This is a genomic window from Brevibacillus fluminis (assembly GCF_052072235.1).
Lineage (GTDB): Bacteria > Bacillota > Bacilli > Brevibacillales > Brevibacillaceae > Brevibacillus_D > Brevibacillus_D fluminis_A.
Window position 1 is genome coordinate 3,553,383 of sequence record NZ_CM125436.1, and the last position, 16,598, is coordinate 3,569,980.

At 51.7% G+C, this 16,598-nt stretch carries 20 protein-coding genes; all 20 read right to left on the bottom strand.

Features of this window, described 5'->3' with window-relative positions; genetic code table 11:
* Positions 1-15: 15 nt before the first annotated feature.
* The 20 genes from ACTID9_RS17675 to ACTID9_RS17770 all read right to left on the bottom strand — a co-directional run bounded on the left by ACTID9_RS17675 (position 16) and on the right by ACTID9_RS17770 (position 16,301).
* Positions 16-1,116, bottom strand: coding sequence for a GerAB/ArcD/ProY family transporter (locus ACTID9_RS17675; RefSeq protein ID WP_441066073.1), 1,101 nt, complete (start codon positions 1,114-1,116; stop codon positions 16-18).
* 167 nt (positions 1,117-1,283) lie between these two features.
* Entirely contained in the window at positions 1,284-1,904 is a 621-nt protein-coding gene (locus ACTID9_RS17680; protein WP_441066075.1) for a glycoside hydrolase family 73 protein, read from the bottom strand.
* Positions 1,901-2,299 carry a phage holin family protein gene (locus ACTID9_RS17685; RefSeq protein WP_441066077.1) on the bottom strand — a complete coding sequence of 133 codons (399 nt, stop codon included), beginning with the start codon at positions 2,297-2,299 and terminating at the stop codon, positions 1,901-1,903. Before ACTID9_RS17685 ends, ACTID9_RS17680 begins: the two co-directional genes overlap by 4 nt.
* 377 nt (positions 2,300-2,676) lie before the next feature.
* A complete protein-coding gene (locus tag ACTID9_RS17690) occupies positions 2,677-2,793 on the bottom strand; it encodes a CD1375 family protein (RefSeq protein WP_441066079.1) in 117 nt (38 codons plus the stop codon).
* On the bottom strand, positions 2,786-3,043 hold the full coding sequence (locus tag ACTID9_RS17695) for a hypothetical protein (protein WP_441066081.1): 258 nt from the start codon (positions 3,041-3,043) through the stop codon (positions 2,786-2,788). The genes ACTID9_RS17690 and ACTID9_RS17695 overlap by 8 nt, the downstream gene beginning before the upstream one ends.
* A complete protein-coding gene (locus ACTID9_RS17700) occupies positions 3,040-6,609 on the bottom strand; it encodes a DNRLRE domain-containing protein (RefSeq protein ID WP_441066083.1) in 3,570 nt (1,189 codons plus the stop codon). Before ACTID9_RS17700 ends, ACTID9_RS17695 begins: the two co-directional genes overlap by 4 nt.
* A gap of 59 nt (positions 6,610-6,668) precedes the next feature.
* A complete protein-coding gene (locus tag ACTID9_RS17705) occupies positions 6,669-6,941 on the bottom strand; it encodes a hypothetical protein (RefSeq protein ID WP_441066085.1) in 273 nt (90 codons plus the stop codon).
* Complete coding sequence (locus ACTID9_RS17710; RefSeq protein ID WP_441066087.1) at positions 6,942-7,223, bottom strand: hypothetical protein; 282 nt, start codon at positions 7,221-7,223, stop codon at positions 6,942-6,944.
* On the bottom strand, positions 7,220-7,792 hold the full coding sequence (locus ACTID9_RS17715) for a hypothetical protein (RefSeq protein ID WP_441066089.1): 573 nt from the start codon (positions 7,790-7,792) through the stop codon (positions 7,220-7,222). Before ACTID9_RS17715 ends, ACTID9_RS17710 begins: the two co-directional genes overlap by 4 nt.
* On the bottom strand, positions 7,789-8,604 hold the full coding sequence (locus ACTID9_RS17720; RefSeq protein ID WP_441066091.1) for a baseplate J/gp47 family protein: 816 nt from the start codon (positions 8,602-8,604) through the stop codon (positions 7,789-7,791). The genes ACTID9_RS17715 and ACTID9_RS17720 overlap by 4 nt, the downstream gene beginning before the upstream one ends.
* Entirely contained in the window at positions 8,592-9,026 is a 435-nt protein-coding gene (locus ACTID9_RS17725) for a DUF2634 domain-containing protein (RefSeq protein ID WP_441066093.1), read from the bottom strand. Before ACTID9_RS17725 ends, ACTID9_RS17720 begins: the two co-directional genes overlap by 13 nt.
* Entirely contained in the window at positions 9,027-9,278 is a 252-nt protein-coding gene (locus tag ACTID9_RS17730; protein ID WP_441066095.1) for a DUF2577 family protein, read from the bottom strand. It abuts the gene before it with no gap.
* Positions 9,279-9,280: 2 nt separating this feature from the next.
* Positions 9,281-10,231 (bottom strand): XkdQ/YqbQ family protein, encoded by a 951-nt coding sequence (locus tag ACTID9_RS17735; protein WP_441066097.1) that lies wholly within the window; start codon positions 10,229-10,231, stop codon positions 9,281-9,283.
* A gap of 5 nt (positions 10,232-10,236) precedes the next feature.
* Positions 10,237-10,821, bottom strand: a complete 585-nt coding sequence (locus ACTID9_RS17740) for a hypothetical protein (protein ID WP_441066099.1) — start codon at positions 10,819-10,821, stop codon at positions 10,237-10,239.
* The gene (locus tag ACTID9_RS17745; RefSeq protein WP_441066101.1) at positions 10,818-13,265 is read right to left on the bottom strand and encodes a hypothetical protein; all 2,448 of its coding nucleotides are present in this window, start codon (positions 13,263-13,265) and stop codon (positions 10,818-10,820) included. Before ACTID9_RS17745 ends, ACTID9_RS17740 begins: the two co-directional genes overlap by 4 nt.
* A 173-nt stretch (positions 13,266-13,438) precedes the next feature.
* Entirely contained in the window at positions 13,439-13,819 is a 381-nt protein-coding gene (locus ACTID9_RS17750) for a hypothetical protein (RefSeq protein WP_441066103.1), read from the bottom strand.
* Positions 13,820-13,840: 21 nt separating this feature from the next.
* Entirely contained in the window at positions 13,841-14,287 is a 447-nt protein-coding gene (locus ACTID9_RS17755) for a hypothetical protein (RefSeq protein WP_441066105.1), read from the bottom strand.
* A 2-nt stretch (positions 14,288-14,289) separates the two neighbouring features.
* Positions 14,290-15,627 (bottom strand): phage tail sheath subtilisin-like domain-containing protein, encoded by a 1,338-nt coding sequence (locus ACTID9_RS17760; protein ID WP_441066107.1) that lies wholly within the window; start codon positions 15,625-15,627, stop codon positions 14,290-14,292.
* Positions 15,624-15,830: a hypothetical protein gene (locus ACTID9_RS17765; protein WP_441066108.1), complete on the bottom strand. Its 207-nt coding sequence runs from the start codon at positions 15,828-15,830 to the stop codon at positions 15,624-15,626. The genes ACTID9_RS17760 and ACTID9_RS17765 overlap by 4 nt, the downstream gene beginning before the upstream one ends.
* Before the next feature lie 3 nt (positions 15,831-15,833).
* Positions 15,834-16,301 (bottom strand): hypothetical protein, encoded by a 468-nt coding sequence (locus tag ACTID9_RS17770; protein ID WP_441066110.1) that lies wholly within the window; start codon positions 16,299-16,301, stop codon positions 15,834-15,836.
* Positions 16,302-16,598: the final 297 nt, after the last annotated feature.

A 16,598-nucleotide genomic window follows, 5' to 3' on the forward strand; every position in this document is an offset into this window, starting at 1 on the left:
GTTCCCTCCCGCTACTCATCGCTCCGAGGTGCTGAATTTTTTGCCCGCTCCCTTTCTCATGGCGTGTACAGCCAATAAAAACAGGGGGAACAGGATCATGAAATATCCACCGTATAGCGTCCAGTCGCGATACAGTATTTTTTCCGTTTTTCCCAAAGGAAGCCATAGGATGAGCGTAAATGAAACAATGGCACACAGGTATAAATGCGCCCCCCTTTTCCTGGAGAAAACAGAATCAACCCCCAGTTTTGCCATCCACAAATAGCCTGCTGTCGTCGATAATATCAAAAATACCCATAGGGCAACTCCCAGATTTTCAACCCGTTCAATAAATGAGAGTTTTACTGATTTAAACAAACCTAACACAGGATAGATGACATTTGCCAATTGCCATTCTGAAAAAAACATGATGCTGACAAAGGTAACGGTTGCATAGGAAAGAATGACCATCCATATTCCGATTGAAGCATGTTTGAGTGCTTTTTTTTGGTTGACGATATAAGGGAAATAGATCGGCAGCAATTCATAGCCGAACATACTGAAGTAAGATTCATTTGCTGCTTTTAAAATATCGGCTGGCTTAGCCGTAAAGAGCGGAAACATATGTGAGACTCCGCCATACGACATCGGCCATAACAAAAAATAAAGCATCCAAAAGGTAAAGAAGAAGGCCAAGATGCAAAAACGAGCGATTAACTTAATGCCGCCCCCGGCAATATAGAGCATAACGCCGAATAAACAGAAAAGCGGGAAAAACAGAGGGCGATCCGGGAGGGTTATCGCTCCAACAAGCCTAAGATAGCTTTGGGAAGTCGCTGATACCGTGAGAATGCCGTACAGAATAAAGAGAAGGGAGACACATTTTCCCAGCCAACGCCCCAATAAGATTTCATTGATTTGAAACAGGTTATGATGGGGATATTGCAGACCAAGCCAGTACATCGGAAAAAGCGTAATCTGCGCCAAGATCCCGAGTATAAACAAAACCCACCATTCGTTGTACCCTGCCAAACTTAACGTATGCGGCAACCGGAGAAGTCCCTCGCCTGTAATGACATTCTGGACGAGGAAGATGACATGGTAGCTCTGCAGTTTTGGAAAATTCCCTTTGTCCATCGGATGTTCTCCTTACTAACCGGACAGATAGTCGTACCTACGCCCAAATCCTTTTTAGTTGTCCCCATCCATTTCCAAGATTATGTCAAACGAAATGTTTTCACGGTTGTTGAACATGCAAAACCCCTGACTGGATTTCATTTCCAGAGCGAGAGTATTGTCATCGCTTACGCAGGAATTCCCGCCGCATGGCGCAGCGCGTCGGCCGCATAGTGTGCAGCAGCCTGTACCGCTTTGTTTCCGGCGGCGTCTGTCCAAATCTCCCCGAGTCGAGCGATGACTGTTTCTGCTGCGGCCTTGTCCACTTTTCCCTCCGACTCAGGCGCATCCCCATCAAATCTCGCCAAGTCATACTGCTCGATCAGGCTGATCAGCTTGCGCGGGTAGGCTGGATCGGTCGCATAGCCGCCTTTCCCGATCTCCTGACAAGCGGTTTTGTAATCCGCTCCCCGCACCCCGTGGTAACGTGTCGGCTTGTCTTTTGTACCGTTCAGGATCAGCGCCGAATGGTCGGCAATGGATTCGTCCCAACTCCGATACGCGCGGAAAGCGGCTGTCACGGCTACAGCCTGTTTGCCGACGTATTCGGTCGTCGGCATCGAGATGCTGCCTGCCATCCCCGTTCCTTTGATGCCAAACAGATTGTTCGCTTTTTTGGTCAGCCCGCTTTCGCCCCAGGCGCTTTCCAGGATGGCTTGGGCGATGGTGAGAGAGGCCGGAATGCGGGTTTTGCGCATGTCGGCAACGGCGGCCGGGGCGATTTTGGCGATGAAGGATTGGGGGGTCATGACCTGGGTTCTCCTTTTCCTTTTAGTACTTCTACGGCACGTTTGATCAAGTCAGGTACGGGGAGGCCAATGCGTCCAGCGTTTTCGATAATTGATAGTAGCTCGTTTGCTAGATAGAAAAAGATCGTCGTGTCTCGGATGAAGTTTTGATCGCCAAGGGACGTGTCGATTAGGTGTGCGATCGCAACCATGCAGAAGATGAAAACCTTGCGAGCAATGCCGATTTGACCGACTTTGCTTTTGAGCTTGCCTTCCATGCCGGACGCGACTATGCCGGTTATGAAATCAAAAATGACAAATGCGAGCAGCACACTAAGCAGTACAGACCACCCGCCATAAAGAAAAGAGGCTGACGCACCCCCAGCTGCAATTCCTGTCTTTAAAAAATTCTCCATACACTCTCTTCCTTTCCCTTTTGGGGCTTCTAATGTACTGCTTGGTACAGGGGAGCTATGCTCTTGATGCAAAAAGAAAGAGGAGCCACGGTTGTGACCCCTCTTTCGCTTCATAGTTTTATTTCCACATGTAATTCAAGGCATTCCATACCATAAAGCTTAAAGCCAAGGACACAACTAAGGTTACAACTCCGATGAAGATGAAAGTTCTTCGGCGGCCTCTGTGCCAACGCCAATAGCCTCCAGATCGGATTTCACCGCTGGCTGCAGATTAACCCGATACGCTTTCATAAGTTCGGCGTCCAGCTACGATCAAAGCAACACAGATCGCTACCATCGTCTCACCTCCCTTCAAAGAGATAAGCCAAATGCCGAGGTTAAGCAGGCACGTTGTCAGCATCCAACATCGCCTGCACTTCCTCCTGGAGATTAGCTGGTACTTGGTCAATTGTTCGGCGACCAGACTTCACCAGTTTGAAATAGATTTCAGCCACCTGTACTTCCTCCCTTCAATGCCAACAACTCCTCATACACCTGAGCCAAGGCTTCCATGGTGTTCAGACTTTCTTCTTTCAACGCGAGGTTAACCTCATAGATTTGGGCGGTGGCTTCCATGATCATCAGATTTTCTTCTTTGGCGGCAGCCAGTTCGGTTTCAAGCCGTGCGATCTTGGCCTTGTCATCAATCGTTTGCTCTTCACGGATTTGCGAAATCGGCGTCTGATCATGTACTTTCAAACTCAATCGAATGCACCTCCGTAGCCGTTCAGTTTCACACGCTCGATTGCCGTTCCCTTCGCAATAACCACCCATACATTGATTGCCCAGTTATTCGCCGTCTTGGTCTTATTGGTAAACAGGTAGCCGCGATTTCCCTTTACAGCGTTTGTTGCGTCCTCCCAGGTCGGCACTGAGTCAAGCGCATTGTTGCAGACCTTGACGCTCTCGATAGACGCCCCCTCCGGGATGTAGCGTTCCAGCGTGATCAGCACCCGCTCCGGCATGCCATCAAGGATGAAATGCCCCTGCACGTCCGGATTGTTGAAATTGAGTTTGAACTCAATGTACGTCCCCGTTCGGGTAAATGTGTAGGTGCGAGTTGCAGTCATGCCCTTGCTGTCAGTAGCCTCGATCGAGAGCGCATGGGGCGTGTCCAATTCTAATCGAATCCACTTGTCGGCCGGGATGGTGATTGTCTCTTGTTGACCAGCTACACCGGCAAATGTGCGGATCACTGTGCCATTGATTTTCTCGGTGATTGTAAAAGCGTTGCTCTCCGGATCCGTAACCGTGTAAGTTTTCGATAGCGGATCGCTGATCGTGCCAAGATCGCCGTTGCTACCGTCAATGACCGGTGGTCGGTTCCAAACGGCGCGGAACTTGCGTGTCTGCTCCGCCGATTTGCCGCCTTTGTCATCCTCGCTCCATACCGTGAGGATGTGATCGATGTTCTCGGCCAGATCGGCCCCTGCAACATCGGTGCTGCCATCCCACAGTCGCTTGTCACGATATGTTAGCGTTTTGGCAAAAGAAATAGGCGTGCTGCCGTCTGAAACACCGGAAGCGATCGCCCGTGCTGTACCGCTATTGAGTTTGTACTTGACCGTGAGGACGTTACCGTTGTCTGGGTCTACCGCGCTTCCGTTGAGAGTCAGAATGGCCTGCTCGGTAAGAGTCTGATTGTCTGCAGTCGTGAGCGTCAGTGTTGGTGCCTGGTTAACGTTGAGCGCGCCATAATACTTGACGCTGCTGGTCGCTTGGTAGATCGTCGGTGGCACGGTGAAGTCCGTGGCAAACGTCGGGTCGTACATGGCTGCTGGTTTGGTGCCAGTGCCAACTGTAGTGCTTGTCCACGTCGTGAAATCGTCGGTGGACTCGATCCGTTTGATATATCCGTCGTCATCGTACTCGATGTAGAGCTTGCCATTTTTGTCGCTCGTGATTGAGGCGTTTTGGCCTTTTACAAGGCGTTTTGGTATGGCGAGCCAATTCTGGCCGTCTGACGAGTTGCTGTAGTAAATCCACGGGTTGGTCGCGTCTGCTGCGCTCGTGCCGTGCCATACCGCGTGTAGCTTGGTGTTTGGTGTAGTACAAGCGGTTGGCGACTGTTGCTTGTAGCTACCTCCATTAAAGACTATCACATTCCCCCATGTCGAAGTGCCCATGTCATATGCATAATTCGTGAAAGCTTGAGTAAAAACAACAATCTCGCATCTACCATTATTGTTCACTGCGTTTTCCGCAAAAATGAATGGCAGGTTGTTTTTGATAACGACAGATGGATTTTGTATATACCAGCCAGCTCCGTTATTCCAATTGCTGAGTTGTATAACCGCCCCCGGCGTCCCAAGTGTACCGTCTGCATTGATCGGGATAGAACCGGCACGAATATTGAAGCTGTTTGGCAGGCTATTGTTTTTCGTGCTGGCTGACCACCAGAGGTACGAGCCTTCTGGGGTAATTCCAACCGTAATTCCAGACATTACCCCGGATGTCTGTCCAGATTCAATGGTTGTGAACAATGTCGAACTAATAGGAGATGATGGCACGTTCTTAGTAAGGTCTTGTGAAAATAAACGAACCGTTCCATCCCCATAGTTAAAGACAAATGTAATCCTAGTCCCTATCGCTACCAAAGAAAATGAATTAGCACCTAGATTACCAACTGTTTGATTAAAATACCTAAAATCTCCCCACGATTTTCCGTTATCTTTAGAAACCCACCATGCAACACCGGGACTTGCATATGCCGCTCCTACAAGCCACCCATTATTCAACCGCACAGGCCGTGCCATCTGCGACACAAGATAAGCGGTTGACACCACATTAACCGGCGCTAAGATTTGTCCATCACGCTGCGCCACGCTAAATATTGCTGATTCCACGTTGTTGCTCGGATCGCCTTTCGCGTCCCTTGCGCGTACACGTACCTTTGCAGCGGATGTATCCGGTATGCTCGGGACTGTCGCAAAAATCGGGCTTCCCGTTTTCCCTGTCGCTAACGCTATCCATTTCGCATTAACGACATCGTAAATATCAGCCTCATATGTGATTGCGTCACCGTCTGCATCGGTTGAACCGGTGAAGCTGATACTGATTTGGTCGCCTACTGTGTATGCGGATTTGTCGCGCGTTACGTTAGTTGGATCGGTCGGCACGTTGTTAATGATTGGCTCAATGAATACAACCCTACTTTCACCCGGACCGTAACTCATAACACTAGTCGCATCGGCAGCGGAAAGCTGCTTGGTAGAATGCATATATTTATGAGACAAACCCATTGTAAATCCATTTGCGTTTGATGCGTCTACAGTTTCAGTAAAACTTAATGGCGGTATTTGGTTTCCACTAGGTGCGCTGGCTTGATTGATCAACACCACAATAGTTTTTGCATACGCGGTGGTTGTTGTAGGTGGAAAAAAAGAACTGGTTGACGTTGCGTAATTGCTTGCGTTTGTTTCTCTAACTGCTTTTACATTGCGATAAGAAGAGATGCTACCCATCCACGTAGTTGAAGGATCGCCATTAGAAAATGTAGGGGCCGTTTCGTTGGTAGAAGCAAACTTATACCAAACAGAACTTCTCAACCCAATGCTAGTTTCTGATAGTTTCGTCCATCCAACCGGCGTATTGATCGCAACACCATTGTTCGAGATGGCAGCAAGAAGCAAATCGCCCTGTTGATATACCGGTAAGCTCGGAGTGAAGTTTGCTGTTTGACCGGCATTTTTTGTAATAGATGATGCCACATACTCAACCTGTTTTTTACCTGTTGTTGGGATTGTGTAGTCGATTATTAATTTAGGTCTGTCAGCCGCCGCGCCCTCAACTGAAACAAATGCAGTGCCCCAAGTCTGAGTTGATTCCTGCGAATCAACAAGGCATAAACCATAGTTTTCATATGTCCCGTTTACCCAATCTTGCACTAAACTCTTTATGACAAAATCATATACGGTTCCGGTCGCCGTTGTTACTAACGCACTTCCGCTAACTGTCGCATCAACGGTTGGTTGAGTGTCCCATGACACTTGATTGTCTACCCAATTACTTGCAATTCTTTTTGCTTGAATCGTTCTGCTTCCTGCTGAACTGGACGTTTGCGTAAGTCTTAATGTGGCAGAATTAATAACCGCATTGTTGGGTATTAACCCCAAATCAAATTTGAGGAATGATCTTCTTTTCGAGGCCCCTGTTGAGGCGTTAGCAGACAGGAATGTTGAAGTATAACCCGTTGTAGCAGAAGAATTACTTTGATCTGCTAGTGTGTCTGAAATTTTTGTGTTTGTATAATCTAACGTAACTACTGGCATGTTCCTCCCCCTTTCCTATCGTAAATAGCCGTAATCCGCAGATTTCCTCATTTTCACAGCTATACCTCCAGCCTGCTCTGTGCCTCATTGTAATAACCGCGAATCACGATGATCGAGTCAATCGTGGATAGATCGTCGTTGAAGTTGTTATGTGTGAACCCGTCCGGCAAAGTTGATTCCAGCGTATTGACTCGGGTTTTCAGGTTCGATGTATCAGCGCTCAATTGGGCAATCGCTGCATGAGCGTCAGCAATCCCTCGTTCCCATCGATTGATATCCGTTTCCATGACAGGCGTTTCCGCGGTCCAGTCTGTTTTGGCGTTATATGGCACCTAAATCTCTCCCTTCACACTGAACTCAAACCGAAACTCCAGCGTCTGGCTGTCCAGCACAGCCAAGTCAGCCTTCCGCTCGGTAATCAGCCCGCCCCGCTCGTCCAGCAATTTGAGTGACGCGACTTTCGTTATGCCCACCACGGGTCCCGTGACCACTGTAATTGTGTTTCCGCTGCGTGTGACAGTCTTGACCGCAACTGTCTGACTGTTCAGCACCAACGTTTTAATCCGCTGTTGCAAGTCGATCGCAGCACGCTGCAGATATGTGTTGTCGATCATAGCTCCACCTCGTTTTTGTATTTTAACGGCGCCATGCCGACCTTGAATTCGCCTACGGTGTGATACCGTAGCGTGTTTACCATTACCTTGTCTGTAATGGTGAGGGGCTTGGTCGGCAGCTCAAGCGACACCCTCTGTTTGTTCACATGTACGGGGCGAATTGCTTCAAAATCCTCGGCCAGTCGCCCGAGATTCATCACGATTTCATTCAGTTCAAAATGGAAGACAATTTCTTTTTTTAGATAATCTTCCTCTACCAGTTTCAATGTGCCAGCCATGTTGCCCAGCGTTTGTAACGTAGCAAGCGTGAATCTGGACTTTGCCAAACTCTTTTTCCTAATCGCAGCGCGCCGTTGTTCATCGCTCCCTAGCTGCGTATCGCCAAAATAAATCCAGTCCCACACGTCCAGTCCATACGTTGCATATGGGACAAGAAATTGGCTCCCCAGCTCTTGGATAGCGGCTGACTGGTACTCACTCTCCCCACCGGCGCCTTCAAAGTGGTACTCCGCCACATCATTCTCGTACCAGTATGGCGGTAGCATCTGCCGGTATCGTTCCAAAATCATGGAACCACCGCCAAGGAAAGCGTCGATACAGCGTTAGCAGGCTTTGTCAGATTGGCTTCACCACCGTTGAGCGTATACCCGGTGTAATCAACCACCCCATCTACAAAAAAGAGCGCCCCGATCTGCTGGTACATGATCGTAGTTCGCCCTTTCAAATAATCTTGAATACGCTTTGTTATGAGTTGAACAATCGCAGATTGATCGGCTGCGGCTTGATACAGCAGCTTCACTTCCACCCCAACAGGAAACAGCACAGCCGGATGCACCTGCAAATCGTGCAACGCAACGCGCTTCGCTTCCATCCCGTTGCGCACCTGCTGCGCAAACGCCTCCGTCACCGGCTGCCCATCCTGCCCCGTAATATACACATCGACCGACAAATCATGCCGCTCCTTCTCAATCGCAACCGCCCCGCCAACACCGGCAACTTGCCGTGCCCACTGCTCATAATCACTGCGCCGGCCATTGCCTTCCTCTGTCCTTGCCCGCTCAATCAACCGGTTGCGGTACGCCTCTTCATCCTCGCCTTCCTTCTGCTCCAATCCAAGCAAATACCCGTGGGCCTGCAAAAACTCGCCATCCGCCCACGGCAAAAATCCTTGCAAAAACGCGTATTCCAGCAGTTGCTGCTGCTCGCTGATCTCCTCCGCCAACGGATAGAGCAGATCGTAAAAAATCTCCCCTTCCTCGGTAGCAGGCGGCGTCTCGCCGCGCTCCTCGGCATGGGCTTTCATCCGGTTGGCGATGCGCTGGTAAATCTGGTCCGGCGTTTCACGCAAGATCGGCATCTCCGGCTTTGCTATCGTTGCCATAGGTCCACCTCCACTTTCGTTTTCCCGCGCGTGCCCTCGATTTGCACCGTAAACACGACTTTGTCTCCTACAAACGCAATGTCCACGACCTCTGCCTGCTCAATCTCAGAGTGCGCTTCCAGCGCTTCCTCCGCCTGCCGCTTGATGACTGGCAGGGAGATTTGCGAGCGCATTTTCCCGATATCGGCCAAAAAATCCACTCCATAATTCGCCGAGTAAATGGCATATTGAAACCGTTTGGTCTGCAAGATTTTTTTCGCGACCTCTTCCACGTATTCCGCATAGGTCGACGTTTTTTGGTAGCGGCCGTCCGGCATTTGCATGAGTTGTCGCGTCTTCCAGTCCATGCGGTACGTCCAGGGCAGCGGCGTGCTCTGGGAGGAGAGCAACTGGCGTTCATCTCCTGCTAGTTGCGGAAACATTTATCCGGCCACCTCCATCACGATGAGGTACTGGCCGTTGGTGCAACGCAGAAGAGCGAGGCAGGAGCCGATTTCTTGCTCGGTAAACACGCTGTTTTTGGCATAGACCAGCTCTTCTTCTTCCAGCGGCGTTGGGTCTTCATCCAATTTGACGCGCAAGGGCGCGACAGAGAGGAGTCTGCCGAACTCTACCTGCGTGTCGACCATTCCTTCACGAGCGCCCTTGAAAATTTGCTGCAGCGCATTGTACATCGCTATCCCCTCCATTCGAGCTGCAGATTCATTGTGTACTGTCCGCCTGTCCAGCTGCTTTGACAGCTGGTCACGATCCAGTCGGTAATGCGTCCGTCCAGCGCCGCGATTTTGATGCGCCAGCCAGCACGCAGCTTCGCGGCGTTTGGGTCCTCATGGCGGACGGCAATGCTTCGGGTGCGCGGGACTTTTGCCAACTCTGCCAGCTGTTTGGCTGCGAGCGCCTCCACATTTTGTTCCTCGCCGGCATCCACCACCTTTTGCATGCGGCCAAGCTTGGCCGTCAGGGCGGTGTTTTCACGCGTGGCGACTTTTGCGATTTTTTCACCTTTATACCGTTCTGCTGTCACTACGGTATAAACCTCTTCCACGCTTTCACCCGTACTGCTGGACTGCAGCATGCTTGCCCGAAACAGCGGTACCAATGGATTGCCGCCTTCCGGAAGCACTGCGAGCTTGTCACGCGCATGCTGGACGAAATAGCGGATGCCCGACTTGTCAAACGCCTGCTCGGTAAGCGAGCTGTAGAGCGACGCGTACGACTGGGATGACAGCCGCTCCTTGCTGATAAACCCAAACGCCGGGCATGAAAACGGAATGCCGGTCTGCCGCACCAGACGTTCCAGCTCCTTGCCAGCGTCGCCGTTCAGCTTCGGGCGGGAGACGTCGTTTTTGCTCAAATACCAGCCGAGTTCATAGGCAGTAGCCGAAATATCGCCCGACTTGTCATCTCGCTCCCAGCGCACGATGGGTCCGTGGAAAAATTGTTCGGCTTCCTTCGGCTCTGTTCCCGAAAAGAGCATGACAAACCCGGCGGCTTCAAGCGCAGGCGCATCCCGGACGCGCAGCTCGCAGCTTTGTGCGAGTTGCCCCCGGGAAGACGACCATGATACTTCCACCACCTTGTTCGTGAGGTCGATGCGTGTAGCGTCTTTGCCGTAAATGATTTTCATCTGAATCACTTCCGATTGCCAGGTGACTTATTTGAAATACGCGTCTGTTGTATTTCAGTGATGGTCGGTCGAACAAAAGAAAACTCTTCTTGCACTGCTTTCTTCGCCGACTTGCCCGTCGTATTCGGACGGGCCTTCCGCTGCTGTACGATGACATTTCCTGGAACCAACACCTGTGTAGAGTTGGACCAGCTAACGAATTCATCCTTAATGAAAATGGGTAACTCAATCGAGCCATAATAGTCCGCCTGTTTTCCTTTAAAGGAGCCGTCGCAGGCGCCGATCAGGACGTTCCAGGCCAAATCCAGCTCATCGATCGTCAGCAGCACTTCTGCACCCACCAGCCGATCCAAACCGGCCAGCCATTCGCGCGGACCTTGGTATCCTTCGACCTCGACCAACACATGTTCCGGATCGCCGGGCAGCCAAAAGTCAAAGGAAATCGATTTGGCCCGATGTGCCGACAGCCTGTTTTTCGCATACAGCGAGATGGCGGCCGTCGTTTCGATGTCATTCCCGTATCCTTTGAAATGTACCTCGCCAGGCGTAACGGGAAACGTCAGACGATACTTGCCTTGCATTCGAATCATACGGGCATCCCTCCTACACGTCCCCCTGGCACACCGCCGCGCGTTTCCAACGCATCCACCATCCCTTTTTCCACCAGCTTCACAATCTGATTGCTGATGCTGCTCTTGCCAAACAATCGCAGCAAGCCTGCCTCATCCTGCAAAATTCCCTCGGCATTGATCGTAATCGGCATCTGCGGAATGGAGAGCGAAATGACAGCAGGCTTTGCCTCCGGTTTGGTCGCCGGAGATTGCGGCGGTAACGGCACTGAATTTGGCATGACGCCTGTTTGCGGCATCTCCGCGGCTTGCTGCGGAACGCCAGCCGCTTCGCTCAGCGCTTTCTTTTCCCTGATTGCGTTTTCTGCCGATTCACTCGGCTTGTCGAACCATCCCTTGACCATTTCATATCCTTTGCCGCCGATCCAATTGCCGACGGCACCACCGAGATAACCGCCGATCACCGTACCGAACCCCGGAACGACCGAACCGAGCGCTGCGCCAACCGCGGTGCCGATTCCGCCACCGATCGTTTCTCCGCCCAACCGGCCCAAGGCGTCCAGTTTGTTATTGGAAGCCAGCACGGTTGCGATACCAATTGCAGAGCCAAGAGCTGCGGGCATCGCTCTTTTCATCAGGGGAGCTGTTTGTTTCACACCGTTTAGCAATCTCGACCCGAAGCCTTTCAGCGCCTCCCAACCTCCAGCCAGCTTTTCCTTGCCGGGAATGAGCTTTGTGACCTGGCCTGCGAGCCTGCCAAACAATCCTTTTTTGGCATTCGGTTCAACAAGTTCCGGTTTCGGTTTGTTCCCGTTTGGCTTGGGTGCTCCTTTGCCTCCGGTGTTTTGTGCTTTTCCACCTTTATTTGCTGATTTGCTGTCGCTTTCATTCCGTTTGCCAGATTTCTTTTTCTTCTTGTCATTGCTCTGCGACTCACTGCCCGTATCGCAGCAGCAGCCCCCTTTACCTGTTTGATCCTGCTGGTTTTGCCCATTTGGTTTGCCCGTCTTAAAAAAACGATAGATGATATACCCAGCCAAACCACCGCCAATTGCTTGGCGAAGCATGTCAGGCATGGTTAACAGGGAGTCTGCTATTTTTTTCACGCCGGACGAAAAATCGGTTAGCACGTTATGAAAATCCTGAATCACCTTGGCACCGAATTGATCACTGGAAAGCCTTGTCTCGTTTTGCTGCATCCGATAGTCAAAGAACGAATCGTTCGACTTGGCTTTTTCGTATGACTTCTCCATTTCGTTTCCGATCTTCGGATGCGTGTCGCCTGCTGCCAGACGCCCGGCTTCCGCCAAGAGTGGAGCGAATTTCTCTTGCATCTCTTTGCCACCGCTGCGGCCAAGCGCATCCAACATTTTATCGCGCGCCTTTTCATCTTTGACCGATGCGAATGTTTGCAGCAGCTTGCCGAACGCTTGCTGGATATCCGCTTTGCTGCCGGATGTCAGCAGTTGTTCCACTTCTTTCGCTTCACGCTCAGCCTGGCTTTTCGCTTCTGCGGGTGTTTTTTTGCCGCTCGCTTCATAACCGGTTTGCAGCACTTTAGCCAAATCGCCGCTGCTCGACAGCTGTGCAGCTGCATCCTTGATCGCCTCAAATCCTTTGTCCATCGACATCACGCCCAGCTTGTTCATCGATTCGACCATGGCTGCGATTTTTTCCGGTGTATCAAGAACCTGATTCATCTCTTTGCTGTTTTTGATCAAGCTGATGAGGGCGCCACTGTCCAGGTCCCGGCTGTTGTTCATGATGTGCTGGAGACTGTTTCCGATCCGTTCAGCGTCGTCAATTTTTGTGGCGTCGCGCATCGCGGACATGGCTTTAAGCAAATCGCTGCTGTCACGTCCGGTGGTGTACTCCATTTTCGCAGCGTTTAGCGCATACTTGCTGCCATGTTTGCCATTCAACTCTTCCCCCTTTGACACTAGCGACATTGCTTTTTGCAGGGTCAATTCGGGGTTTTGGTGAACCAGATCGGTAGCGTTCTTTTCAAACGTTTTCATCTCATCGGGCGTTTTACCACTAGCAGCATAAAGCCTTCGTTCCTTTGCCTGTGCCTCGACATCCGAGTAGACGCCTTTAAAATCGGTTCCGATCATCAAATCGAGGATAAAATCTTTTTGCGCCCACATTTTTGCGCTGAAATTTTCCCACTGAGCACCAAGCTTTTCTAAAAACGAAACCGCCGGCTGCACGTTCGTATTCCCGACATCGCTCATACTCTGCTGCAGTTTTTGCAATTCCTGCTGCATCCGCTTTGTCTGCTGGGTGAATCCTTGCAGCGCTGCCGCCGTATCTCGTCCGAAATTTTTCATCTGATTGCCTGCATCCCGCATCGTCCCTCCCAACTGGCTAATCGCTTGCTTGGTTCGCTGTAATTCCTTCTGCATCTCCCGCTGCATTTGAATCAGCTGTCGCGCTTGTCCTCCCTGCTCTGTTACTACATCCATCTTTTGTCACCCCCATTCCTCCATTTGACTTTCTTCGGCTTCAATCGTCTGGCACGCAAATAAAAACAGCTTTTGCATGTACCGATCGACCTCATATTCCACCAAATCCGACGGACAGCCCCTGCCGCGCAAAAAGGCGCGGCAAAGGTGCCATGCTTCTCCGTCGGTGCGGATCAGTTTTTTAACTCATCCACCACTTCCGCTTCGCTTACGCCGGAGTTTACACGGCGGACGGCATCGAGCAGCTTGGCGTATGATTCCGGCTCGGCATCGAACAGCTTGGCAGGCAATTCGAATTTGGTGCCCACGCCATAAGCAGCAAGCAGAGCGGGATCGTTCCACGGAAAGTCATGTTCGGTCGCCTTGACAAGGCGCGCATCATTGTACCGGTACCAGTCCATCGTTTCGCCGACCTCCGCAAGCCTTTCGCATGAACGGCTCTCTTGCAGTGTCAGCTGCCGCACCTTCCATTCATCGCCGGCCACCGTTACGGTGATTTCTTTACGAGGCGTTTGTTCAGTTGCTTTGGCCAAATACTTTTCCAGTTTGCTCATCGTTTCTTCCCCTTTCAACGCTTATTCGGTGTATTCCGGCAGCTTATCCAGGAATACCGGCTTTTCGTTGCTGCGGCCTTTGATTTCATACGTGGCGTTGTCATTGCCTTCCGCCTTCGCTTCCCACAAGGTCAGCTCCTCAGGATTGAGGTAAATGTCCGTAATTTTCACGCGTTCTTTGTGATTCGCTTCCTTGTCGACAGTCTCGCCGATCAGCATCGGCAAAATCGGCGTTTTGCCTTGCGTCATCTTGTCCACGATTTCGTACTTCAGCGCAGCATTGGCGGATGTCAGCTTGAGGGTGACCTCGACGTGCCAGTCGTTGACGGTTTGCACCGCTCCTTTTTGCAGCCGGTTCACTTCTCCATAGGTCGCTTTCAGGACGAATTTTCCTTCAAGCGTTCCTTCGATGATGTCGCCGTTGTCATTGTAAATTTGGCAGTTTTTCAGTTTGATATCGCGTTGCATGATTACTGCACCTCCCAGGATAGGTCAAAATATTCGATTGCATCGAGCGGACGAGCGGCCAAACGGAAGCTGCGGCGATCGCCTACGCCGTTTTTCGTATCCGCGAAGACCCAGCCGGCATCGATTGCGCCCTGTTCTTCGCGGATTTTCAAATAAGTGGTGTATGCGCCAACAAACACGGCTGCTCCCAAATCGTTGTTGGGCAGCTTGCCCATATATTTTTTGCCGACGGTCAAGGCATCGTTTTGAATCTGGTCGATCGTCATGCTAACGCGGATTTTGCCAAAATCTTCACGCTCCCCTGTACCGAGGACGGACAGCGTGTTGATCGCGCTCTCGATCAGGTAGCTGTCGCCGTCGCGTGTGGCGATCAGGGTGCCTGTATAGAGCGCGCTCAAAATTTCCGTATGGCTCCAGTCTTTTCGCGCTTTTTTCAACGGAACAGGCTGGGCGGTCAACGAGATATGCGCCGGGGTCGCCGCAGCCATGCCAGCTACCCATGCGGCCCACTGCAGGCTCGAATAATCGTTGCCGTTGACATGCTCGCCCGCGATGGCGCAGTTGATCACATAGCGCGCATTTTGCGCGACGGAACGCTCCGTGTGCTTAGCCATGTTGGCATCATCCTCGGCCTTGCCGCCAATGACCAGCGTGCTCATCTTTTTGTTCAACGTGCGTCGGTCAAGCATGAATTGCTTGGCAGCCGCCTGAATGGCCGGATCGGCACTCGGCAGGTAAAGCGTATCGAAATCCGCGCCACCGATCGCACTGAACAGCTTGGTGAAATCGGCCGCAGTCAGAGCAGCCGCGCCTGTCGTCCCGCCGGAGAGCGGCGTTTCGGTGACATCCGCAACGGGCGTCGTACCGAGCTTGGTCACGCGGATATGCAACGATTCTGCTGTTTTGCCGACCAGCTCCTCGGCGGTCGCAAACGAATACTTTTCCGACTTGATCCCGCCTGTGACTTGCAGCTCTTTTTTGCCCGGCTCTGCAGAGGACGCTGTGATGCTGATGCGCAGCTGATTGCCACGCGTGCCCGGATAACGCGCCTCGATCTTGATCGCATCGTTTTGGGAATACGAAGCCGCTTTGGCGTTGGCATCGGTCATGCGGAAGCCGATGACGGTCGCGCCGCTCGCAGCCGCCAGCTCCAGCACATCGATCTCACCGAACGTTTCTGCTACACGCTCTTCAAAGCCTGCCATCCGGATCAATGTATCCGGCGCTCCCCACTCCGCCTGGTACGGTACCAGCACAACTCCGCTCTTTGGCAAGACGCGCTCCTGCGCTTTGGCGATCAGCTCTACGGTAACACCTGGTCTCTCACGTTGAATGGTCATTTATTTGCACCTTCCTTGTATGTTTTCAATTTGTCCATCACGGCTGTCTCGCTCAATTGAGCGGTTGCCGGTTCATCATAGAGGGCACCCGCTACCTCGAAGCGCTCTGCCGCGAGAGCTGCAGCCCGCTCGATCCATTCCGGTTTCGTGGCGGTGAACGCCGCAGCTTGCAGATTTTCCGCATGTTTTGCTTGTTTGCGCATTTCTCATACCTCACTTTCCAACTCAAAAACAATGATTGCAGGCTCGTGCTCGCGCGGGATCGGAACCGTGTACTCGAACTCGAATGTGATATCCGTCCGATCCTTCTTTTCTTTCGTCACCTGAAACGTCGCACCGTCGATATGGACGAACAGTCCGTCTGTCGGGCCCCGGTAACTGAAACGCTCGCTTGCCAAAAGCTGGCGCAGCGGCTCCGGGGATAGCGGATCATACCGTTCCGTCCCATTTTCGATTCGCTTCGGATGATGCAAGGCAATGCGCGCCTTGGCGATTACCCGATAGCTGGTCAAGGTGTTGCCTTTTTCCGCGACATGTTCGATCAGTACGAACGCAAGCGGCGGTTCAAATGCCCCCGCTATCCACAGATCAAGCTGATCGGATATCGGCAGTCCGGGATAGGCAACCTGCACCATGTCGATGATGCAGGACAGCTCCCGCTCTCGACTTCCCAATGATCGTTCCCTCCTTTCCATTGCTCGATTTGAAAGCCGCCATCCGCCCAGCTTCGATGGAATTCTCCAAAACAAAAAGCCACCGCATAACCGCGCTGGCTCCAAACGGATGAAAGCTGTTTCGCGAAACGGCTCCCCGGCACTTCTTGCGTTGAGGAGTTGTTCTTATCTTTCGCTTGGCTTCAGTATAAAACGTTTTGCCTTCGCGGACGAATTTTGCCAGATGCGTTCTTTCGAAACAATCTGTCCGATTTGTCCGGTTGGCAGATGACGACGGCGGAAATGCCATATTGAGTA